Here is a 21,249-nt window from a genome sequence, read left to right as displayed (position 1 = left end):
AAATAACGACAGACCGTGAGAAATCACGGTCTGTTTTTTTATGCTAAAATTGTTCATCTGTCATAAGTGACATGAAGTATTTAAAGAAAAGGCTATAATCAAAATCGATAGCAATTTATTGCGAGGAGGAGAGCTATCATCTTATCATCGATTCCAGGATCGCAAAAAATGAGAACTTTTAAGAAATATGTTCACCACCTATCTTGTTATATATATGTGCGCTAGAGAGAAGACAGAATAAAAATGGAGTGAAGGGTTTTGTTTTATTGAAATAGTAACTGTTAAAATTCAGAAAATATAAACTTTATACATTAGGTCAAGGTTTTTGACATAATTTGAGTTCGGAAATGCAGTCATATCAAGGGTGTAAGCGTATAACATGGCGGTTTTTTGGTGTCGATTTGATAAATTGCAGCTTTTTACAATTTATACTATGATAAAGATATTAACAGAAGATCGTATAAACATGAGGGATGATGAACATGAAATTTACAAAGATTCTTGTCCAAATTGCAGCTCTTTATGTGTTTTATATGGTAGGAAATTGGGTGCAAGAAATGTTGAATATTCCAATTCCAGGAAGTTTGATTGGGATGTTTTTTTTACTTGTTTTACTTAGCCTAAAAGTACTTCCAGTGAAATGGTTTGATTTAGGAGCAGAAACACTCGTTGCCATTATGCCGTTTTTATTAATTCCGCCAACGCTTGGCCTAATGAATTACGGTGCTTTTTTTATGAGTAAAGGAATTTCTCTTTTCATTACAGTTATAGCGAGTACGTTTTTAATTATTATTGTCGCTGGACATACAGGACAATATCTTGCGAATAGAAAGGAAAAAGAGACACAATGAGCCAAATATTAATCGGAATCGGTTGGGTTCTTTTTACGGTGCTATTATATCAATTATCTAAAAAAATCTATAAATTATTTCCAACACCATTTACCATTCCAATGCTTGTAGCAACAGGATTAATGGCTTTCTTATTTATAGTGCTTGATATACCATATCAAAATTACATGGAAAGCGGTGGTGGCTGGATTGCGAAGCTACTTGGACCAGGTGTTGTAGCATTTGCAATCCCGCTTTATAAACAACGTCATGTTTTGCAAAAATATGTTGTACCAATTGCTGGTGGTGTATTAGTAGGTACAACGGTTGCTATTGCAAGTGATTTCGCTATCGCCTCACTTATGGGAACAGATAAAAGCTTAATTTTATCTTCTTTACCAAAATCAGTGACAATGCCAGTTGCAATGAGTGTATCTGAACAAGTTGGTGGTGTCCCGTCCTTAACAGCGGCCTTCGTCGTTATCGCAGGTATTACTGGAACGATTACAGGACCAATTTTATTAAAATGGAGCCGCGTTACAAACTCGGTTGGTAAAGGGATTGGCTTTGGATGTGCTTCTCATATTATGGGTGTTATGAGAGCGATGAAGAATAATGAGCATGAAGGTGTTATTGGATCGGTAACAATGACATTAACAGCAATTTTGACATGTTTGCTCGGACCATTATTTGCAATGATGTTCATGTAATAGAAGAAAAGCGAGAGCGTCTCTATAGCTCTCGCTTTTCTGTAGGATTTATGCTAACATTTAAACTAACTGAATCTTTGTAGGAGGTACGCCAAGTGCATACGTTATTATCAGTTTTACTTATTATTGTATCGATTTTAATGATTGTTATGGTACTTATGCAGTCTAGTAATAGCTCAGGCCTTTCAGGCGCTATTTCAGGCGGTGCAGAGCAATTGTTTGGTAAGCAAAAGGCGCGTGGAATTGAAGCGGTATTAAACCGTATTACAGTTGTTTTAGCTGTATTATTCTTCGTACTAACAATTGGTGTTACGTACTTCAATTTATAGAATTAAAAAGAAGAAGCGTTAGCTGATTTGTGCTAATGGTTCTTCTTTTTTAATTTGTTATTCGAAAAAAGTTTCTAATTAGATTATGGAATTATAAATATGGTACACTAAGAATAGAAAAAATACGACTAGATTACAGAAGAGAAAGAGGAGAAATACATGATGAAATTAGCATCTCCAAAACCATTTACATTTGAAGGTGGAGACCGCGCTGTTTTATTATTACATGGATTTACAGGGAACTCAGCTGATGTACGTATGCTTGGACGTTTTTTAGAGAAGAAAGGCTATACTTGTCATGCACCAATTTATAAAGGACACGGTGTACCACCAGAGCAGCTTGTTCATACAGGTCCTGAAGACTGGTGGAAAGATGTAATGAATGCCTACCAGCATTTAAAAGATCAAGGTTACGAGAAGATTGCTGCGGTTGGATTATCATTAGGCGGAGTATTCTCGTTAAAACTTGCTTATACATTACCGATTTTAGGTGTGGTACCAATGTGTGCACCGATGTATATTAAGAGTGAAGAAATTATGTATCAAGGTATATTGGCATATGCACGCGAATATAAAAAACGCGAACAAAAATCACCAGAGAAAATTGAACAAGAAATGTTTGAATTTAAACAGACACCAATGAATACATTAAAAGCATTACAAGAGTTAATTCGTGACGTGCGCAATAATGTTGATATGATTTATGCTCCAACATTCGTTGTACAAGCACGCCATGATGAGATGATCAATACAGATAGTGCTAACATTATTTATAACGGTGTAGAATCTACGTTAAAAGACATTAAATGGTATGAAGACTCTACGCATGTCATTACACTTGATAAAGAACGTGATGTGCTACATGAGGATGTATATAACTTCTTGGAGCAACTAGATTGGTAAGATCTAGTTGCCTCTTTTTTTCATAAGGGAATTTTTTATCCCGATTGGCGTGGGCTAATAATCAGTTGGGATGGACAAAATCCCAACTAACAAAAGTTTCACTTTATACATCCCCTATCTTTCGGATACACTAAATAATATAAGGGTTTAAAGGAGGTATTTCTACTTGGAAGAAATCATACAAGAACATATTGATAAGTTGTTATTATTTATGAGAGAAGAAGCGTATAAACCGTTAACGATACAAGAATTAGAAGCTGCATTTGGAATCGAAGGCTCTGAGGGCTTTAAAGATTTCGTAAAGGCACTTGTAATGATGGAAGAGAAGGGGCTTGTTGTTCGTACACGTAGCAACCGCTACGGTCTTCCTGAAAAGATGAATTTAGTACGCGGTAAGTTAATTGGACACGCACGTGGCTTTGCTTTCGTCGTTCCAGAGGAGAAGAAAACGGGAGACGATGATCTTTTCATCCCGCCTACAGAATTAAATGGTGCACTTCATGGTGATACAGTATTAGCGCGTGTTAGCTCGCAATCAAGTGGTTCACGTCAAGAAGGTACAATTATTCGCATTTTAGAGCGTGGAACGAAAGAACTAGTTGGTACATATACAGAATCGAAGAACTTTGGGTTTGTAATACCTGATAATAAGCGCTGGACAAGTGATATTTTTATCTTGAAAAGTGCATCTATGGGTGCTGTAGAAGGTCATAAAGTAGTTGTGAAAATTACGAGCTACCCAGAGAACCGTTTAAGTGCGGAAGGTGAAGTTATTCAAATTCTAGGTCATAAAAATGATCCAGGGGTAGATATTTTATCTGTTATTCATAAACATCATTTACCTTTAGCGTTCCCTGAAGAAGTGATGGAACACGCAAACAGTGTACCAGAAACGATTTCAGAAGAAGATTTAAAAGATCGTCGTGATTTGCGCGATCAAATGATTGTTACAATTGACGGTGCAGATGCAAAAGATTTAGATGATGCTGTTACAGTAACGAAGCTTGAGAACGGTAACTATAAGCTTGGCGTTCATATCGCGGATGTAAGTCATTACGTTCAAGAAGGTTCTCCAATTGATGTTGAAGCAGCTGAAAGAGCGACAAGTGTATATCTTGTTGACCGTGTAATCCCAATGATTCCACATCGTTTATCTAACGGTATTTGTTCATTAAATCCGAAAGTAGATCGTCTTACATTATCGTGTGAAATGGAAATCAATAATCTAGGTGATGTTGTAAAGCATGAGATTTTCCAAAGTGTAATTAAAACGACAGAGCGTATGACGTATGCTGATGTTAGAAGCATTTTGGAAGATGAAGACGAAGCGTTAATCGAGCGTTACGAGCCACTAGTGCCAATGTTTAAAGAGATGGGGCAGTTAGCACAAATTTTACGTGAAAAACGTATGCGCCGTGGTGCAATTGACTTTGACTTTAAAGAGGCGAAAGTGCTAGTAGATGAAGAAGGAAAACCGACTGATGTTGTCATGCGTGATCGTTCTGTATCAGAGAAGTTAATTGAAGAGTTTATGCTTGTTGCGAACGAAACAGTAGCAGAGCATTTCCACTGGATGAACGTACCGTTTATGTACCGTGTCCATGAAGATCCGAAAGAAGATAAGTTAGAGCGTTTCTTCGAGTTTGTAACAAACTTCGGATATGCGGTAAAAGGACGTGCGAATGAAATACATCCTCGTGCATTGCAGCAAATTCTTGAAATGGTTCAAGGACAGCCTGAAGAAGTAGTAATTTCAACAGTTATGCTTCGTTCTATGAAGCAAGCACGTTACGATGCGGAAAGCTTAGGACATTTCGGTTTATCAACGGAGTTCTACACGCATTTCACATCACCAATTCGTCGTTACCCAGATACGATTGTTCATAGATTGATTCGTGAATATATCATTAACGGTAAAGTCGACAACGAAACGCAAGCGAAATGGCGTGAAAACTTACCTGAGATTGCAGAGCACTCTTCTAATATGGAACGCCGTGCTGTTGAAGCAGAGCGTGAAACAGACGAACTGAAAAAAGCAGAATATATGCTTGATAAGATCGGTGAAGAGTATGACGGTATGATTAGCTCTGTAACAAACTTCGGTTTATTCGTAGAGCTGCCAAATACAATTGAAGGTCTTGTACACGTTAGCTACTTAACGGATGATTACTACCGTTATGACGAGCAGCATTTCGCAATGATCGGAGAACGTACAGGTAACGTATTCCGCATTGGTGACGAAATTACAATTCGTGTTATTAACGTAAATAAAGACGAGCGTGCAATCGACTTTGAAATCGTTGGCATGAAAGGTACACCTCGTCGTAAGTTCAAAGATCGCCCAGTCGTGATTGAACAACCAAGAACAGGCAGAAAGAAACGCGGTAGCCGTAGCGAGCGTAGTAATGAGCGCGGCGGTGAACGCGGCACAGGAAGAAAGTTTGATCGTGGTGGCAAAGGAAGAGGATCAGCATCCGCGTCCGCTAGTCAGCCAGGGAAAAAAGATGGTAATGGCAAGAAGAAAAAAGCATTCTTTGAAAATGTACCAGGATTCAAAAAGAAAAAGAAAAAGCGTAAGTAAGAAAAGAGTGGCTTCGCTTCGATGAAAAGCGGGGCCATTTTTCTTTTTTGTTGGAATCCAGCTACAGTGGCTAGAATATTCGGTGGCTTCGCTTCTTCCCAAGAGGTAAAGAGCACCTCAAGGTCAGAAGCTCCATCCACCTCACATTCTGAGCGAGCCACTTTCGCTTTTTATGGAATCCAGCTACAGTGGCTAGAATCTATTGGCCATTTCACTCCCTCGAACGAAGCAAAAAACGCTTCTCTGTCGGGAGTTCCAATGTCCAAAGATTCTGAGCGAGCCACTTTCGCTTTTTATTAACATTTGTTACAATAGTAAAAATAGAGGAGGGACGTTATATGCCAAAAGGTACAGGTAAGGTTATTGCACAAAATAAAAAAGCATTTCATGATTATTTCATCGAAGAAACATACGAAGCAGGGCTTGTCCTTCAAGGAACGGAAATTAAGTCGATTCGCGCTGGACGCGTAAACTTGAAAGATGCATTTGCACGTATACATAATGGTGAAGTATGGGTTCATAATATGCATATTAGTACGTATGAACAAGGGAATCGTTTCAATCACGATCCGCTACGTACAAGAAAATTACTTCTTCATAAAAAAGAAATTGATAAGCTGGCAGGTTCTGCGAAAGAAACAGGATATGCATTAGTTCCACTTAGAATCTATTTGAAAAATGGATTTGCAAAAATGGCACTTGGTTTAGCTCGAGGTAAGAAGCAATATGATAAGCGTCACGATTTAAAAGAGAAAGAAGCAAAACGTGAAATTGCACGCGCGTTCCGTGATCGTCAAAAAATGTAATACAGATATTTACATTTGTAAAACGGCGCGCGTATGATATAATAACTTATGTAAGATTGTTGCACATTGAAAAACAGCTCTTAGTAGCTATCACGATATTTCTTCGTATGCTCCATTTCTATCATGGGGACGTTACGGATTCGACAGGGATAGTTCGAGCTTAAGTTGCGAGTCGAGGGGATCGGCCTCGTTAAAACGTCAAAGCCTATAATTGGCAAACAAAACAATCTTTCTTTAGCTGCTTAATTGCACTAAAGGTTCCTCCCTCCATCGTCCATGTGGTAGGGTAAGGGACTCAAACTAAGTGGACTACGCCGGAGTTCGCCGTCTGAGGGCGAAGGAAGAGAACAATCAGACTAGCAACTTGGAAGCCTGTCGATAGGCCGAAGAGTTCGCGAAATGCTAATATATCGACTACACTCGTAGAAGCTTAAGTGCCGATATTTTTGGACGTGGGTTCGACTCCCACCGTCTCCACCAATACATATTTGGTGGTTTTTTTATTTTGTATGTGATATGAACCATAAGTTTGCCGGAACGGCAAGCTTATGGTTCTTTTTGTTTGTGGCAAACTTATGCTTCCAAAAATAAAAGATTTTAAACCGTATCTTTATTATTGTCTACTTGACAGGGAAATGACCACCTTACGTGTATATGATATTCATTGAATTTCCACAATTTAAAAGGACAATTTGTACCCATTGATAAAATTACTAGATTTATACTAAAAACACGCATTTTGATTAAGTTTTTTCAAAATGCGTGTTTCATTTATTTTTATATTTTACAATGATGCAAACAAACCTTCTTAAATTGTTTTTACCTATATTTATTAATTGTATTTTTGAAGAAAGGCTTTTACTTTTTCAAAAGCAAATTGCGTATTCAAGCTACCTGATTTTGCATCAAAAACGTGATCAGCTCCTGGAAGAAGATAGAATTCATGTGAAACGCTATTTTCTCTCAGCTTCCTGTCTAAAGATTTACCTTGTTCATCTGGGACAACTCGGTCACTTGTTCCATAAAATGAAATAGTAGGAGGTGTATTTTCATTAATGTAACTGATCGGAGAGAGTATTTTGTAACGATCAGGGAATTGTGAAGGTGTACCCTTTATATACTTTTTCAATACATCTTCCGCGTAGTCAGGACTTCGTTTATTCTTGTAAAACTCTGTCATATCAGACGGACCGTATATATTAATCACAGTGTTAATAGGTACCGGTGAAACGCTAGTAGAAGGTGGTAACTGTTCATCCCCCATACTATAGGCGGCTAGCATAGCTAGATTCCCCCCTGCTGATTGCCCCATTACATTTATTTTTTTAGGATCAATTTTGTAAGTATCCGCATGTTCTACTACCCATCCTATTGCTGATTTTACATCACCTACTTCATCTTTCCATCCCGCATGAGGTGGCATACGATATTGTACATCAAAAACAGTATATCCTAATTCACTAAGTCTTTGATACCAATGAGGTGAACCACCTTTATCACCTTCAACCCAGCCGCCTCCATGTAACATGATAACTGCGGGGTGAAGTGATTTTTTTGAGTCTCCATGAGCTGGCCACACATCAAGCTTTAATTCCACACCATCAGAGGTTGTACCGTATACAACGTCCTGTGTGACTTTTGATGTTATCTCTGTCTTACCAAAAAAATGAGAACTAAGCGAAACGGAAACATTCTCGTTTTTAGCATAGTTTAACGTCTGAGTAATTGGCGCTATTATTAAAAATAATACTAGTAATAATTGAGGAATCAACAATGCTCGAGCGATTAAAGCTTTTTTCCATACAGCTAATATTAATAGTACAATTATAAATAATGTTAGAATTACTAAAAACATTGGCATTTGCAATGCAAACATTGCCAAAAGACTCATTATATTAGAAATTCTTAATGTGACATTAAAATCTGATGGATTCCAAATATAATATGCCAAACTACCAATAAAAGCTAATGCTAGTACTGTAAGAACTGTCAGAAACCATTGAATAAAACCTCTAGGACGCCAAGAGGTTGATTGTTTTTGTTGTTTCTTTTTCACTTTTTTATATTCCTCCATAACAAAAAATCAATTTTAAAATGTTTAATATAAATTGTATCTGAATATCCCTCCCTATTTATAACTTGAAAAATGGCGGTAAATCCCCAATGGGAGACAAAGGAAATGGCACACATTTACAGCAATCATGTCCTTTTATATATTTACATAATTAGCGAAGGGAAATCTATACTTTCTCTAAAAAACCGCTTCTCTTTTATAGGGAAGCGGTTTTTTTATGAATACAACTATGAATTAACTTTAACTGTTCTGTTTATATATCTTTTCACTTTTGTTTTCCATGTGATGTATAATGCTTTCTCCTTCAACATCAATGTTAGGCAAAATTTTATCCAGCCATTTTGGCAAGTACCAGGCTGACTTACCCATGAGAGCCATGACCGCAGGTACGATTGTCATTCTCACGATGAATGCGTCGAAGAAAACACCGAATGTAAGAGCCATGCCTATGGATTTAATGATGCTATCAGGTGCCAACATGAATCCAATAAATACAGACATCATAATTAATCCTGCTGAGACTACGACTTTACCGCTCTCTCGCATTCCTTCTAAAATAGCTCTCTTCGGGTCGCCTGTATGCGTATATACTTCCCGCATCTTGCTTACTAGGAACACCTCATAGTCCATGGCAAGTCCGAACAGGATGCCAATCAGAATAACAGGCAAGAAAGCTAAGATTGGACTGGCAGCTGGGAAACCAAATAAATTTTGGAAATGCCCATCCTGCACGAAAAATACCACGGCTCCCAACGTAGCACCAAGAGAAAGTAGAAACCCTAATACTGCTTTTAATGGAATGAGTAGAGATCTAAAGACTAGAACTAAGAGTACATATGCGAGTCCCACAATAAGAGCAGCGAAAACTGGCAAGGCATCACTCAGCTTTTGCACAATATCAATATTCATCGCTGCTGTGCCCGTTACCATTAGTTCAATTCCATTTTCTTTCTCGGTCTGGTTTGATTTGTCCCGAATCGCATTTACCAAATCCTTCGTCTTTGTATCGTCAGGTCCTGTTTTTGGTGTGACGGAAATCATATAAATCTTTCCAGAAGGACCAGGGATAGCTGGTGTCACACTTTTCACGTCAGATAGGTTACCCAATTCTTTTGCAATGGTGTTCATAACATTTTGCGTTTCAGCTGTTGCTTCCTCCGATTTTGCCACTACCGCTAAAGAGGCATGAATTCCTTCTCCATATGCTTCCGTCAATAAATCATATGCTCTTCGTTCTGTCGTTTCTGTGGACTTTGATGTTCCATCAGAAAGCAGCCCAAGGTTCATATGGAAAAATGGAATCGTAATCACTGCAAGTAGTCCGATTGCGAAAATCGAAACAATCAGAGGACGTCTTACGACAAATTCCCCCCATTTATTTGAACCAGTGCGTTTCTTACCTGCCCCAGTCATCTTTTGCAAGAATCGATTTTGTTTAGATGGGGCAATCTTATGGCCGATAAGTCCTAATATAGCCGGTAATATGACGACGGAAACCACTACAGCTATGAACACAGTAAAAGCAGCGGATACGCCCATCGCTATTAGGAATGGAATCTTTGTAACAGACAGTCCCAAAAGACCAATAATAACAGTTAATCCTGCAAAGATTACGGCACTTCCCGCTGTTCCCGTTGCAATGGCAACAGATTCTGGAACGGAATCTCCTTGTGCGAGCTGCTGTCTAAAGCGATTGATAATGAAGAGTGCATAGTCAATGCCTACTGCGAGTCCCAGCATGGCAGCTAATGTTAAGGAAACAGATTGGATTTCCACATAATTGGTTCCAATCATGATTCCTAGCATTCCAATCGCTAATCCGATTATCGCAGTGAGAATCGGCAGTCCAGCTGCTAGAAAAGACACAAAAGTAAATGTCAGGACTACGAAGGCAACAAGTACTCCAACAATTTCAGTCATACCTGAAGTCTCTGAGTCGGAAAACTTAATATCGCCTCCTGATAGCTCCGTTTGAATGCCGGCATCCCTTGTTGTTTCAATACTATCTAAAATCTTATCCTTAGAAGCTTCTGTGACCTTTTCCGCTTTCACTTTGTACGTAACAACTGCATATCCGATTTTCTTATTTTCACTAAGGTTCTGCAGTTGCATCGGTGCTGCCACAGAATCAACAGCTGAATCTTTTTTAATCTCACCTAGAACTTCTGCAATTTTCTGTTGTACTTCCGCTGACTCCAAGGTTTCGTTTTTTGGTGCTTGAAATACTACTTTTACTTGTGCACCTGCTGGTTGCATCGCTTTAAACTCTTTTTCAATTACTTTTCCTGCTTTATCTGCCGGTGTATTCGGAATGCTCATCTCATCATTGAAAGAGGAACCCATGTTGACTCCAATAAGCACAAATGCAATCAGAATTGCGAGTGCACTGAATACAACCTTTTTCCTATGATTTACTGCCCAATGTCCTAACTTATACAAATATTTTGCCAATTAAACCTCACCCTATTCTTGTCGAAAATTTTTCTTATTTTTACGTTGTAATCTAGAAACGCACCACCACTAAAACTGCATATTATTCATATAGAAGGATTTTAAAATTTTTATTATAAATTATATCTGAATACCCTCCCTATTTATAGCTTGCAGAATGGCGGAAAATTGCCAGTAGGAAACAAAGAAAATGGTACACATTGACAGCAATAATGTCCTTTTATACAATGACATTATCACTACGCTAACAATTGTACTTACACGTGTAAGTATAACAGTGAATTTTCATCTTTCAAGCATTATGTGATGATTTGCACTTAAAACGAACAGAATGAAGGGATGTGTTAGCTTTGAGGAAGTCAAGAGAAGACAGTATACACTCTCAGAGATACATTATGGAGGCATTGAGCGCACTGTTGCATGAACATAAACTGCAAGATATAACCGTAACAGCTATTTGCAAAAAGGCTGGAGTTGCCAGAGTCACATTCTATAAATACTACCGCAACGTTTACGACGTCGTACAAGTATCTGTGGATGAAATTGTTCAACATTTCTTGAAAGAGGTTGATAGTTTGGATCCATATGAAAGTATGCAGCTAATTATTGAATATATCATAGAGGGATTTGTGTCTGCACAGAAACCGTCAGGAAAGTTAATTGATGCAAATATATCTAGTATGATGCTTGATTATTTGAATTACACAATGGAAAAGGTCTTTCAAGCGGATATTACGCGCAATCATGGCATGAGCAGAATGCAAATCCTGTTTTTAGCAGGCGGTATCTATAATATTGTTAACGATTGGATTAAAAGAGGGGCAAGGGAATCTCCCCAGGCACTTGCTGCAAAAATATACGAGATTCTTCCATATGGGACAACAGATACAAGGAATTCGGCAAATTCATGATGCAACTGTTCTACCTTTGATTACATCTAAAAAATGGGCATCACATAAATAGCTGTGAGTAGTTCATCTAACCATAAACGACCGTTTTTGGTTAAAAGAACAAAACTTTCTTTCATATAAAACTTTCTTAACGTTGTTGAAAGCGGAGGAATCGTCAGGAAAATGGACTTAGCGTTGTAAATCCGTATTTTCCTGATGGTACCCTTTCAAGAAGTTTCTCTAGAGGCGATTACGGGAGCTAGTATGAAAAAATATGCTAAGACATTTATTTCAAAGCGTATTCAATTTGAACGAACAAACTTGCAACTTCTAGTAGAGGGTGATACAAAATGGCTATCTTTTATTGTTGACCAGATTGTGGCGAATGCATTGAAGTATACTGATTCGCATGGAGAAATTAAGTTTATTGGGGAAGAAGACAAAGAGGAAAAGTGCCTCATTATTCAAGATAATGGCATTGGTATTAAGCTTGAAGATATTGGGCGTGTTCATACGAAATCAACAGGATTAGGATTATATTTAGCGGAACGTCTGTCTCACAAATTAGGGCATGATATTTCTATCGAATCGAAAGAGAATGAATATACAAAAGTGACTATACACTTTCCTAAAGGGAGTCAATATCATACGATTGTGAAAGCATAACAAAAGCACTTATTCTAAGGATGAGTGCTTTTGTTATGCTTTCTTTTATTTAGTATGAGCAAAGGTTAATATGGAACTTTGTGCAAGCTTATGGGTTATCGGTATGCAACTTTATGAGTTAAGTCACATTTTATATGATATGAACCATAAGTTTGCCAAAACGGCAAGCTTATGGTTCTTTTTGTTTGCGGCAAACGTATGCTTCCAGGATTTGAAAAATATTTTTAATGTAGCTTTTAAATAAAGTCACGGTGTCTATAAAAAGACGCGATGTTTTGCCCCTTTGGATCTATTTAAAGGGATGTTTTTATAATTGAACAAACTGGAGTGTTGTTTAACATGGTCGGTGAATTATAAAAAGGCTAGCTAAATGACTAGCCTTTTTTCTCGTATTTTGCTACTAAACTTTTCGGGAATTCTCTGGTCATGTAGACAGCAATTTGAGAGAACTGCTCTGGTGTTTCTTCAAAATCGCTTCTAATCCATTCACCAATTAAGTTCGTTAACATCCCCGCCAAAACGGCAAATGCATATCTTTTTGGTATGTTTGAAATGATTACCACTTTTTTATCGATCCAAACTGATTCAAAGACTCCTCCGATTTTACTTAGAAAATTTGGATCTCCTTTATCACTAGTCAACAAACGAATGATCTTTTTATTGTCGAATAAGTAAATTGCCACCTTATTCATCTTCTCTAAACGTGAGTCAGAGGCAGAGTCTTGTTCGACTGTTTTTGTTAATGTTTTATCAGTAATGATATGTCTTAGTCCTTCCAACAGTTCATCTTCGATTTTATTTAACAAGTCGTATTTATCTTGGTAGTGCAGATAAAACGTACTACGATTGACTTCTGCGCGCTCAATGAGCTTCCTAACGTTAACTTTTTCAAAGCCAACTTCCTCTATTAATTGGATAAATGTGTTTTTGATTGCTCTTTGTGTTTTGATAACTCGTAAATCAACTTTATTTTCCATGTAAACCTCCTATTTAATAGACACTTTTAATAAAGTGTTTGATTAAAAACACTTTATTAAAAGTGATGGTTTTATTATTTTTATTCTATTTTATACTATACACATAACCTTTAAGCAACACATGTCTATAAAAATAAAAGGAGTGAAACTTTATATGCAAAAACAAGAACAGCAAACAAAGCCGAATATGTTATTGTTAGCGAATGTAATGATTGGTGCTTTTTTTGCCATTCTTTGTAATACATTAATGAGCAACGCGATTCCAACAATCATGAAAACATTTGATGTTGGCGCGTCAAGTGCAACTTGGTTAACAACAGGCTATATGTTGGTGAGCGGGATTATTATTCCAACTTCGGCATTTTTATTAAATAAGTATTCAATTCGTAATCTATTCTTGTGGAGTATGTCGTTATTTACAATCGGAACGATTATTGGTGGGTTCGCTCCAAGCTTCGGTTTCCTTATAGCAGCACGTATTATTCAAGCGATGGGTGGGGCACTTTTATCACCGTTGTTAATGAACTTGTTGTATACTTCATTTCCACCAGAAAAAAGAGGGAAATCGATGGGGTTCGTCGGGTTAATTTTGGTCTTTGCTCCAGCGATTGGACCTACTATTTCTGGACTTGTATTAAAGGTAACAACGTGGGAATGGTTATTCCACATGATTTGGCCGATTACTCTGATTATTACGCTTATCTCGTTTAAAATCATGAAAAAGGATAAGGAAACACAGCCTGGTTCTCTGGATGTGCTATCTGTTATCCTGAGTGCAATTGGTTTTGGTGGTATCATTTATGGCTTTAGTTCAGCAAGTAAAGAGGGTTGGGATTCAGCAATAGTTATCATCTGTTTAATTGCAGGAGTTCTAGGAGTAGCAGCCTTTGTCATTCGTCAAAACTTCTTAGAGAAACCTATGTTAAACTTTAAGATCTTCTTAAATCCGAAATATACGTTATCGGTTATAGTGCTAATTACAACTATTTTCGGAATGTATTCCGTGATGATTCCAGTACCGTTATTCATGCAAAATATTCAAGGAATGACGGCGCTAAAATCAGGATTAATTATGCTTCCTGGTGCATTGATTATGGGTATACTATCACCGATTAATGGAAAGTTATTTGATCGTTTTGGAATGCGCCCAATGGTATTAATCGGTTTCCCTTTAATGATTATAGCATCTGTGATTTTAGGGAATTTAACATTAGGAACGGCTTCATGGGTTATTTGTATAACATACGCTATACGCTTAATTGGTGTTGGAATGGTTCAAATGCCCCTGCAAACAAATGCACTTAATGCATTAAAAACAGAAGAAGTACCTCATGGTACAGCGATGAACAGTACGTTGAGTCAAACGATTGGAGCACTTACATCGAGTCTGATCATTACTTTAATATCGAATCGTACAGAATTTCATGCAAATGAAATGTTTGCAGAGCATAAAGGTTCGATGATTGGAATGTCTGCGGATGCACTTCAACAGCTGAAACAAACGATATCAATCGATGCCTTTATTGCAGGAAACAATGACACTTTCATGTTTTCAATCGTGATTGCAGTTATTGGTTTAATATTGGGCTTATTCTTGAAAAGTAAAAAAAGAATGGATATTTCTAAATAACCCATAAAGATTAGGTTAGTTTCTGGTTATAAAATATGAGACTGGCTCAAGGAGTCGATGAACAATCAATCGGATTTTTGAGCTCAGTCTCTTTTTCACATCTAACCGCTTATTGAACTAACGCATGCGTTAGTGGAAGAAGAATTAATTGATTTTATGATTAAGGCTAGATTTTAGTTGTTCAATTAAAGGGCGCGATTGTTGAGCAAACACAGGTAGAAAAATGATTAAACTTTTTTATAAAAAATTATTCACTAGCAACAAATAACCCAAGCATTTTGATCAAAGTTTTTTCGAAATGTTTGGGTTTCTTCTGTTGAAAAATCAATTTTTGTAGCGTGCTCTTGATTAAACTTTACTACAAACCAACAGTATTCAAGGCAAGCTTATGGGTTAATAATTAATCCACAGCAAAGATATGCTTCCTTTAGCGGCAACTTTATGGTTTTTTTGTTTATAGGAAAATGAGTTTTCTTTTATGATGAAGGCTGTAATGGGATTTTGCTTGTAGTGGATTTCTGGGGTATGTTGTGTATGTTCGCTGTGACGGTATGTCGAATAGTGTCGGTAAATCGATATGTTTTGAAAACCACTGATATATTTGGTGTTGCTCGAAATGTAATAGCGTGTCTAAAAATGCTCATTTGGATGCTTTACGAGATTATGTGCTTCTGCTTGGAATGACAATTACAAATAACGAATTAAGAGAGTTTCTTAATATACAATCCAGTTCTATGGTCAAAAGACTCCTCCATACAATGAATCTCCCACGCACTGGTAAAAATAAAGGCAGAAAATATGTTTTAACACTCCTATAATTGTAATTTTGCTATAATGAATACGTGCATATACGAAGGGGAGTCTAAAGAGAAAATGAAATCATTTAACATCGATCATTTTATTGCGAGTGTTTTACAGTGGATATTAAATACAGCGTTAATCATATTATCCATTGTCTTATCTATTTTTTTAATTAATGAGACAATCACATTTGTTCAATACATATTTTCAGCGAAGAAGTATACATCCTACAAACTAGTTGAAAGTATTATCGTCTACTTCTTATACTTTGAGTTTATCGCATTAATTATTAAGTATTTCAAATCGAATTATCATTTCCCGTTACGTTATTTTATTTATATCGGAATTACGGCATTAATTCGATTAATTATTGTATCTCATGATGAACCGTTTGAGACGTTATTATATGCGGGATCCATTCTTGTTTTAGTCATTGCTTTATACATATCAAATTTGAGAGATTTAAGAAAAGAGTAGTAGTGCAGGTATAAGTTTGCACTACTTTTTTACGTCTTGACCTTCAAGTAACTTGAAGGTTTACAATGTAATTAGGGCGTTTGAAATCGAAAAAAATAGAGAAATTAAGTGAAGAGGTTTCTTTTACTTGGAGGTTATAGGAATGAGTCAGGAATTGAAGTTACGTCCATTGGAACGAGAAGATTTAAAGTTTGTACACGAACTTAATAATAACGCACATATTATGTCCTATTGGTTTGAAGAACCGTATGAGGCATTTGTGGAGCTGCAGGATTTATATGATAAACATATACATGATCAAAGTGAACGCCGGTTTATCGTTGAAAAAGATAATGAGATGGTTGGATTGGTCGAATTAGTAGAAATCGATTATATTCACCGTAGAACTGAATTCCAAATTATTATTGATCCTAATTATCAAGGACACGGTTATGCAGCTGATGCAACGCGTTTAGCGATGGATTACGCTTTTTCTGTATTAAATATGCATAAAATATATTTAGTTGTCGATAAAGAGAATGAAAAGGCTGTACATGTGTATAAAAAGGTTGGATTTATGGTGGAAGGTGAGTTACAAGACGAGTTTTTCGTTGATGGTACTTACCATAATGCAATAAGAATGTGTATGTTCCAAAAGGCATATTTAGGAGCGAAATGATTGAGTGATAAGGCTATAGACAGTGATTTGTCTATAGTCTTTTTATTATGTTAAACAACAACTTTTTATCGTAAAACGATAAAAAGTTGTTGACTTATAATGTGGTTGGATTTATTGTGATGGTAGTAAGCATAGTGAAAAGGGGAATATATTATGAAAAGTAAATGTTTGGTATCTATAGCTTTAATGCTTTTAGGGGCTACTTGTTTAACAATTCATGCGACAACTAGTAAAGTAGCAGCAAATGGTTTGCTTGTAGAATCATTCTTTTTTCTAGTACCAATAAGTTATTTACTGTTCTTTAGTGGTATTGGTGTGTCGCTATTTGGAATTATTACTTCAAAGTTGAAAAAACAGTAATAGATACACACTGTTAGTTCAGGAGGTTATTTTGTGAAACAAAAAGAATTGTCATTATGGTTAAAGTTGATTATCGTACTTTGTGGATGTTTTGGTTTATTGTTCTGTATATATATTGGGCCAGAAACGGGAAGAGCGGTATTGTTAGCTTCAGAAAGTTTGAAGGGACTATATAAGCCATTGGTAATATTCATTTGGGTCACAGGGGTTCCGTTTTTTACCGCTTTATTTTTAGGATGGAAAATATGTTCAGACATTGGTTCAGACAAAGCCTTTACTGTAAAAAATGCGAATAGATTAAAGATAATTAGCATCTTATCGATGACTGAAGGTGTTTTATATATTGGAGCATTATTATATATTTTCGTAGTGGGAAGTTATCATACGAGCGTTTTAGTTATTCTGTTACTTATTTTGTTCTTCTCGGTCGTTATATCTATTTTTACTTCCTTACTTTCTCATTTAGTTAGAAAAGCAAGTGAAATAAAAGATGATAATGACTTAACGATTTGAGGTGTTCTGTTATGACAATTATAGTAAATCTCGATGTAATGTTAGCGAAAAGAAAAATGAGTGTGACAGAGCTATCTGAGAAATTAGGAATTACAATGGCGAATGTCTCGATATTAAAAAATGGAAAAGCAAAAGCAATGAAATTCTCAACTTTAGAGAAAATATGTGAAGTTTTAGAATGTCAGCCAGGTGATATTTTAGAGTATGAAAAGGAGAAATTATGATGAAGAAAAAGTATTTATTAGCGTCTAGTCCGATATTTTTAGGAGTGTTATGTATAATTATGTTTAATATAATTGGTTCGGAAGTGAAGCCGGATGGAACTTTAGTGGAACCATTTTTCTTAATTCCATTAGCTTATTTATTTGCTTTTAGTGGAGTTATGGCGATATTGTTTGTAGCTATTTTCTCGATGTTTAGAAAAAAACAGGTATAATTTTATCACGTATTCATGGGCAGACCGATTGATGAGGGCTAATAATCAGTGGGGATGAACAAAACTCCCACTGATTAAATTTTCACTTTATATGTAATTGAAAAGACCGTATTTTTACGGTCTTTTATGTTTTTTTTACTTTAGTATGGAGTAGGAAGTGGAGAACCTGGTGGCCTCCACCAAGATTCAACGGTTTTCCAAGCGGTATTATAATCGTAACCTCTTCCAAGTAAGTAACCGATAGCAACAGCTTCGGTTAATGCGTGTTGATAGCCTAGATGAGCAGCTTCACGTAATCCGTGAGAAACAGCAGGACCAATTATAGCGATTGTTTGGTGTTTTAATGGATTCTGGGGATGCCAATGTTGATCTCGATAATAGTTATCTTGAGTAAAAGGCTGTTGTTCGTAGAAACTCATATTTTCACTCCCTTTCATATATTTGTGGGCATTTATATACTCTATGAGGGTGTTTTATGTATGGGTTGGGCTAAAAACATGTTTTATGTAAATTTAAAACATTTGCATCGTATGTAAACATAACATGTAAAAGGAATTTATTCTGTATATAAAGTGAGCTGAATAATGATGAACCATTATTTTTACACTGGAAGACAAGTAGGGCCGGCTATTACACTGGCCGGGGCACAGGAGACAATTCAGGCAGTGCATCAGGCTATTCAAATGCAACAACAAGCACAGATGGAGCAAATGATGCAGAGTCAGTATATGCCGTATACACAGCCTCCGATGCAAATCGTACATTATAATGTGTATCCAGCTGGTTTATTTTCAATTCCTTATGGTGCAACATACTTTTTATGAAAGAAAGCGACTGATAGGAGTCGCTTTCTTTTTTATCCCGCATTAATGGGCAGTAAGACTCCCACCTCAAAATTCGGCTGTAAAGCAAAGGAGTTAGGTGGGAGATCAACTGCCCGTAAAAGCCCGATTGGTGCGGGCTAATAATCAGTGGGGGATGAACAAAACCCCACTGATTAAAGTTTCACTTTATATTCCGCCTAACTTCATCCCAAGGAATGCGAATGTGATACCGATTATATAAGCAGCACTTAAATATAAAAAGAAGGTGCAAAAGTTTTTACGATTAAGCAGCTGGATGGACTCTAATTTAAATGTTGAAAATGTAGTGAAGGCGCCCATGAATCCTGTGCCTAATAATAATTGCCAACTTGTAGTTATCCCTTTGCCAATTATATATCCGAGTAAAAATGCTCCCGTTATATTAATGAGAAATGTAGCAATTGGAAATGAAGTTTTGTTTCTTTCTTTAAACCAATTGCTAATCGCAAATCGTGTGATGGCACCGAAGAATCCGCCGACTGCTACTAATAAAGTACTAATCATGATTTTCCACCTTCCCCAAGGCGTTTTTGTAGTGAAAGGTTGCCAAGTTTATAGCCGAGTCCAGACATAATTAGACCACCTAGCATGCTGCATAATACATATAAAAAGGCGATACCTAACTCAGAATGATTGATTAGTTTTACAGTTTCGACGCTAAATGTTGAAAACGTCGTAAATGAACCGATAAAGCCGGTTCCAATCCCTGTGATAACTTCGGAAGGTAAGATGTTTAACCGAGCGATATAAGTGGTCAACCAAGCTAGTAAGAAACAGCCAATTAAGTTAATCGTTAATGTAGCGAATGGTAATGAATGATGCCAAAACATATCGATAGTAAGGCCTAAATAATAACGGGAAAGGGCGCCTAATATCCCTGCTATGCCAACAATAATATATATCAATTTCTTCACCTCTCTAATAGTTTACTCAAAAAAAATAGACTCCTACCAGTGTACATACTGGTAGGAGTCATTAGCTAAGTAGCGGTTATGGCGAACTCCATCGCCTATAAGTTCTATTTATAGTTTACTAAATATTATTTTGGATTGCCAATAAATATGTTAATGTTAAGTTTTTCTTATGGTAAAATATTTCTTGTGTCTTTAATGTACTTTCGTTTAACTGAAAATACAGAAAAGTTAAATATTATTTTGTAAATAAAGGAGTCATATGTTTTGAAGAAATTTTTAAAGATAGTATTAATATTTATTTTAATAGTGGCTTGTATTCTAGGTGGATTTTTAGCGTATATGACACTTACAAAAAAACAGCCAGCGAATGTTTTAGACGTAAAGGTTGAAAATAATAAAGAGCGCGTATTACAGCCAGGAAATGAATTTAAAGTTACAACATTTAATATTGGATATGCTGGATTAGATAAGGATCAAGATTTCTTTATGGACGGGGGAAAAGGTTCGGGTTCGAGTAGTAAGGAGCAAACCGAGACTAATTTAAAAAATATACTTTCGTTTTTACAAAGTGAGAATAGTGATTTTACATTGTTACAAGAAGTTGATAAAAAATCTCTTCGCTCATTTGATATAAATGAGCATGAATTTTTGAAACAAGGATTATCAGATTATGCTACAACGTTTGGGAAGAATTATGATACAAAGTGGGTTCCTGTCCCGATCACAAAACCGATGGGATATGCTGAGGGAGGACTAAGTACATTTTCTAAATACACAGTTCAAAAAACAACGCGATTCCAACTGCCAGGAATGGAGCCTTGGCCGAAGCGTTTATTCGATTTAGATCGGGCAATTGTCGAACATAAAATCCCAGTTAATAATGGTAAGTATGTTAGGCTCGTAAACGTACATTTATCTGCTTATGATGAAGGCGGAAAAATTAGAAAGCAACAAGTAGAATATTTAAAAGAATATATGAACAAATGTTATCAAAATGGTGATTACGTAATATTAGGTGGAGATTGGAACCAGTTACTTTCTAATGTCCAATTAAGTGATCCTAAGTTTGTAAAAGAGCGTCCCGAATGGTTAGTAGAGTTGCCAAAAGACTTTGCGGACGGAGGATTTCAATGGGCTGTAGACCCTTCTGTTATGACGGTAAGGGATGATGTGAAGAAATATGTGGAAGGTGAAAATTTCGTCACTATTATTGATGGTTTTATCGTTTCGCCTAATGTCGAAATTGTAAATGTACAAGGCAAAGATTTAAAGTTTGAAAATAGTGATCATAACCCAGTGAGTGCAGTATTTAAACTGAAGTAATCGAAACGTATAAGTGTAGGAACAGAGTAGCATAAAGGATGTTACATATGGTTAATC

22 protein-coding genes, 1 other RNA gene, 3 pseudogenes and 1 riboswitch are annotated in these 21,249 nt (G+C 36.5%); of the genes and pseudogenes, 19 read left to right on the top strand and 7 right to left on the bottom strand.

Going from position 1 to position 21,249, the window contains the following annotated elements; genetic code table 11:
- Window positions 1-43: 43 nt before the first annotated feature.
- Window positions 44-115, bottom strand: a pseudogene (locus tag ACTFQM_RS20315) (nucleoside hydrolase); the annotation flags it as partial.
- 358 nt (window positions 116-473) lie between these two features.
- Here ACTFQM_RS20315 and ACTFQM_RS20310 point away from each other — a divergent pair.
- The 7 genes from ACTFQM_RS20310 to ssrA all read left to right on the top strand — a co-directional run bounded on the left by ACTFQM_RS20310 (window position 474) and on the right by ssrA (window position 6,639).
- Window positions 474-851 carry a CidA/LrgA family holin-like protein gene (locus ACTFQM_RS20310; RefSeq protein ID WP_175546533.1) on the top strand — a complete coding sequence of 126 codons (378 nt, stop codon included), beginning with the start codon at window positions 474-476 and terminating at the stop codon, window positions 849-851.
- Complete coding sequence (locus ACTFQM_RS20305; protein WP_002174165.1) at window positions 848-1,540, top strand: LrgB family protein; 693 nt, start codon at window positions 848-850, stop codon at window positions 1,538-1,540. The genes ACTFQM_RS20310 and ACTFQM_RS20305 overlap by 4 nt, the downstream gene beginning before the upstream one ends.
- A gap of 95 nt (window positions 1,541-1,635) precedes the next feature.
- Window positions 1,636-1,869, top strand: coding sequence for a preprotein translocase subunit SecG (gene secG, locus ACTFQM_RS20300; protein WP_002174164.1), 234 nt, complete (start codon window positions 1,636-1,638; stop codon window positions 1,867-1,869).
- A gap of 162 nt (window positions 1,870-2,031) precedes the next feature.
- Window positions 2,032-2,772 carry an alpha/beta hydrolase gene (locus ACTFQM_RS20295; protein ID WP_198284905.1) on the top strand — a complete coding sequence of 247 codons (741 nt, stop codon included), beginning with the start codon at window positions 2,032-2,034 and terminating at the stop codon, window positions 2,770-2,772.
- A gap of 166 nt (window positions 2,773-2,938) precedes the next feature.
- Window positions 2,939-5,353, top strand: coding sequence for a ribonuclease R (gene rnr, locus ACTFQM_RS20290; protein WP_440036021.1), 2,415 nt, complete (start codon window positions 2,939-2,941; stop codon window positions 5,351-5,353).
- Window positions 5,354-5,691: 338 nt separating this feature from the next.
- A complete protein-coding gene (gene smpB / locus ACTFQM_RS20285) occupies window positions 5,692-6,159 on the top strand; it encodes an SsrA-binding protein (protein ID WP_002174160.1) in 468 nt (155 codons plus the stop codon).
- A gap of 125 nt (window positions 6,160-6,284) precedes the next feature.
- Window positions 6,285-6,639: a transfer-messenger RNA gene (gene ssrA / locus ACTFQM_RS20280) on the top strand.
- 352 nt (window positions 6,640-6,991) lie between these two features.
- Here ssrA and ACTFQM_RS20275 read toward each other — a convergent pair.
- Together ACTFQM_RS20275 and ACTFQM_RS20270 are read right to left on the bottom strand one after the other, a co-directional pair.
- Window positions 6,992-8,215 (bottom strand): alpha/beta hydrolase fold domain-containing protein, encoded by a 1,224-nt coding sequence (locus ACTFQM_RS20275; protein WP_440036019.1) that lies wholly within the window; start codon window positions 8,213-8,215, stop codon window positions 6,992-6,994.
- A gap of 258 nt (window positions 8,216-8,473) precedes the next feature.
- Entirely contained in the window at window positions 8,474-10,684 is a 2,211-nt protein-coding gene (locus tag ACTFQM_RS20270) for an MMPL family transporter (protein WP_440036017.1), read from the bottom strand.
- A gap of 395 nt (window positions 10,685-11,079) precedes the next feature.
- On the opposite strand from ACTFQM_RS20270, the gene ACTFQM_RS20265 reads away from it, so the two are divergent.
- Together ACTFQM_RS20265 and ACTFQM_RS20260 are read left to right on the top strand one after the other, a co-directional pair.
- A complete protein-coding gene (locus ACTFQM_RS20265) occupies window positions 11,080-11,595 on the top strand; it encodes a TetR/AcrR family transcriptional regulator (RefSeq protein WP_440036016.1) in 516 nt (171 codons plus the stop codon).
- Window positions 11,596-11,802: 207 nt separating this feature from the next.
- Window positions 11,803-12,240: pseudogene (locus tag ACTFQM_RS20260) on the top strand (ATP-binding protein); the annotation flags it as partial.
- A 374-nt stretch (window positions 12,241-12,614) separates the two neighbouring features.
- On the opposite strand, the gene ACTFQM_RS20255 reads toward ACTFQM_RS20260, so the two are convergent.
- The gene (locus ACTFQM_RS20255) at window positions 12,615-13,217 is read right to left on the bottom strand and encodes a TetR/AcrR family transcriptional regulator (protein ID WP_440036015.1); all 603 of its coding nucleotides are present in this window, start codon (window positions 13,215-13,217) and stop codon (window positions 12,615-12,617) included.
- A 154-nt stretch (window positions 13,218-13,371) separates the two neighbouring features.
- Between ACTFQM_RS20255 and ACTFQM_RS20250 the strand changes: the two genes are divergently transcribed.
- The 8 genes and pseudogenes from ACTFQM_RS20250 to ACTFQM_RS20215 all read left to right on the top strand — a co-directional run bounded on the left by ACTFQM_RS20250 (window position 13,372) and on the right by ACTFQM_RS20215 (window position 18,092).
- The gene (locus ACTFQM_RS20250) at window positions 13,372-14,847 is read left to right on the top strand and encodes a DHA2 family efflux MFS transporter permease subunit (RefSeq protein WP_440036013.1); all 1,476 of its coding nucleotides are present in this window, start codon (window positions 13,372-13,374) and stop codon (window positions 14,845-14,847) included.
- Window positions 14,848-15,449: 602 nt separating this feature from the next.
- Window positions 15,450-15,665: pseudogene (locus ACTFQM_RS20245) on the top strand (nuclease-related domain-containing protein); the annotation flags it as partial.
- A gap of 55 nt (window positions 15,666-15,720) precedes the next feature.
- Window positions 15,721-16,125: a phosphate-starvation-inducible protein PsiE gene (psiE, locus tag ACTFQM_RS20240; RefSeq protein ID WP_002174154.1), complete on the top strand. Its 405-nt coding sequence runs from the start codon at window positions 15,721-15,723 to the stop codon at window positions 16,123-16,125.
- Window positions 16,126-16,267: 142 nt separating this feature from the next.
- A complete protein-coding gene (gene speG, locus ACTFQM_RS20235; RefSeq protein WP_025148241.1) occupies window positions 16,268-16,783 on the top strand; it encodes a spermidine N1-acetyltransferase in 516 nt (171 codons plus the stop codon).
- A gap of 153 nt (window positions 16,784-16,936) precedes the next feature.
- Window positions 16,937-17,143, top strand: a complete 207-nt coding sequence (locus ACTFQM_RS20230; RefSeq protein ID WP_440036012.1) for a DUF3955 domain-containing protein — start codon at window positions 16,937-16,939, stop codon at window positions 17,141-17,143.
- Window positions 17,144-17,176: 33 nt separating this feature from the next.
- Complete coding sequence (locus ACTFQM_RS20225) at window positions 17,177-17,656, top strand: DUF2975 domain-containing protein (RefSeq protein ID WP_440036011.1); 480 nt, start codon at window positions 17,177-17,179, stop codon at window positions 17,654-17,656.
- A gap of 11 nt (window positions 17,657-17,667) precedes the next feature.
- Window positions 17,668-17,880 carry a helix-turn-helix domain-containing protein gene (locus tag ACTFQM_RS20220; RefSeq protein ID WP_440036010.1) on the top strand — a complete coding sequence of 71 codons (213 nt, stop codon included), beginning with the start codon at window positions 17,668-17,670 and terminating at the stop codon, window positions 17,878-17,880.
- Window positions 17,880-18,092, top strand: a complete 213-nt coding sequence (locus tag ACTFQM_RS20215) for a DUF3955 domain-containing protein (RefSeq protein WP_033719598.1) — start codon at window positions 17,880-17,882, stop codon at window positions 18,090-18,092. The genes ACTFQM_RS20220 and ACTFQM_RS20215 overlap by 1 nt, the downstream gene beginning before the upstream one ends.
- A gap of 140 nt (window positions 18,093-18,232) precedes the next feature.
- Here the strand turns inward: ACTFQM_RS20215 and ACTFQM_RS20210 are convergent, their stop codons facing one another.
- Window positions 18,233-18,511, bottom strand: coding sequence for a hypothetical protein (locus ACTFQM_RS20210; protein ID WP_002144954.1), 279 nt, complete (start codon window positions 18,509-18,511; stop codon window positions 18,233-18,235).
- A 165-nt stretch (window positions 18,512-18,676) separates the two neighbouring features.
- On the opposite strand from ACTFQM_RS20210, the gene ACTFQM_RS20205 reads away from it, so the two are divergent.
- Complete coding sequence (locus tag ACTFQM_RS20205) at window positions 18,677-18,916, top strand: DUF3947 family protein (protein ID WP_440036009.1); 240 nt, start codon at window positions 18,677-18,679, stop codon at window positions 18,914-18,916.
- Window positions 18,917-19,102: 186 nt separating this feature from the next.
- Here ACTFQM_RS20205 and crcB (ACTFQM_RS20200) read toward each other — a convergent pair whose 3' ends face one another.
- Together crcB (ACTFQM_RS20200) and crcB (ACTFQM_RS20195) are read right to left on the bottom strand one after the other, a co-directional pair.
- Window positions 19,103-19,459 (bottom strand): fluoride efflux transporter CrcB, encoded by a 357-nt coding sequence (gene crcB, locus ACTFQM_RS20200; protein WP_025148247.1) that lies wholly within the window; start codon window positions 19,457-19,459, stop codon window positions 19,103-19,105.
- Window positions 19,456-19,860, bottom strand: a complete 405-nt coding sequence (gene crcB, locus ACTFQM_RS20195; protein ID WP_048370354.1) for a fluoride efflux transporter CrcB — start codon at window positions 19,858-19,860, stop codon at window positions 19,456-19,458. The genes crcB (ACTFQM_RS20200) and crcB (ACTFQM_RS20195) overlap by 4 nt, the downstream gene beginning before the upstream one ends.
- Before the next feature lie 54 nt (window positions 19,861-19,914).
- A riboswitch (Fluoride riboswitch) is annotated at window positions 19,915-19,974 on the bottom strand.
- A gap of 159 nt (window positions 19,975-20,133) precedes the next feature.
- Between crcB (ACTFQM_RS20195) and ACTFQM_RS20190 the strand changes: the two genes are divergently transcribed.
- Complete coding sequence (locus tag ACTFQM_RS20190) at window positions 20,134-21,192, top strand: endonuclease/exonuclease/phosphatase family protein (protein ID WP_440036007.1); 1,059 nt, start codon at window positions 20,134-20,136, stop codon at window positions 21,190-21,192.
- Window positions 21,193-21,249: the final 57 nt, after the last annotated feature.

Origin of the sequence: Bacillus cereus group sp. MYBK30-2, from assembly GCF_051915945.1 — a bacterium.
In the GTDB taxonomy this organism is placed as follows: domain Bacteria; phylum Bacillota; class Bacilli; order Bacillales; family Bacillaceae_G; genus Bacillus_A; species Bacillus_A paramycoides.
Note: the sequence above shows the minus strand (reverse complement) of the source record. Positions and strands in the feature narration are given on the sequence as shown.

Bases quoted from the DNA above. Each gene is read 5' to 3' on its own strand.
- ACTFQM_RS20310 (WP_175546533.1), top strand. From the start codon at position 474: ATGATGAACATGAAATTTACAAAGATTCTTGTCCAAATTGCAGCTCTT.
- ACTFQM_RS20210 (WP_002144954.1), bottom strand. From the start codon at position 18,511: ATGAGTTTCTACGAACAACAGCCTTTTACTCAAGATAACTATTATCGA.
- ACTFQM_RS20255 (WP_440036015.1), bottom strand. From the start codon at position 13,217: ATGGAAAATAAAGTTGATTTACGAGTTATCAAAACACAAAGAGCAATC.
- ACTFQM_RS20295 (WP_198284905.1), top strand. From the start codon at position 2,032: ATGAAATTAGCATCTCCAAAACCATTTACATTTGAAGGTGGAGACCGC.
- ACTFQM_RS20250 (WP_440036013.1), top strand. From the start codon at position 13,372: ATGCAAAAACAAGAACAGCAAACAAAGCCGAATATGTTATTGTTAGCG.
- ACTFQM_RS20230 (WP_440036012.1), top strand. From the start codon at position 16,937: ATGAAAAGTAAATGTTTGGTATCTATAGCTTTAATGCTTTTAGGGGCT.
- smpB (WP_002174160.1), top strand. From the start codon at position 5,692: ATGCCAAAAGGTACAGGTAAGGTTATTGCACAAAATAAAAAAGCATTT.
- ACTFQM_RS20205 (WP_440036009.1), top strand. From the start codon at position 18,677: ATGATGAACCATTATTTTTACACTGGAAGACAAGTAGGGCCGGCTATT.
- ACTFQM_RS20265 (WP_440036016.1), top strand. From the start codon at position 11,080: ATGGAGGCATTGAGCGCACTGTTGCATGAACATAAACTGCAAGATATA.
- speG (WP_025148241.1), top strand. From the start codon at position 16,268: ATGAGTCAGGAATTGAAGTTACGTCCATTGGAACGAGAAGATTTAAAG.
- psiE (WP_002174154.1), top strand. From the start codon at position 15,721: ATGAAATCATTTAACATCGATCATTTTATTGCGAGTGTTTTACAGTGG.
- ACTFQM_RS20305 (WP_002174165.1), top strand. From the start codon at position 848: ATGAGCCAAATATTAATCGGAATCGGTTGGGTTCTTTTTACGGTGCTA.
- ACTFQM_RS20215 (WP_033719598.1), top strand. From the start codon at position 17,880: ATGAAGAAAAAGTATTTATTAGCGTCTAGTCCGATATTTTTAGGAGTG.
- crcB (WP_025148247.1), bottom strand. From the start codon at position 19,459: ATGATTAGTACTTTATTAGTAGCAGTCGGCGGATTCTTCGGTGCCATC.
- ACTFQM_RS20220 (WP_440036010.1), top strand. From the start codon at position 17,668: ATGACAATTATAGTAAATCTCGATGTAATGTTAGCGAAAAGAAAAATG.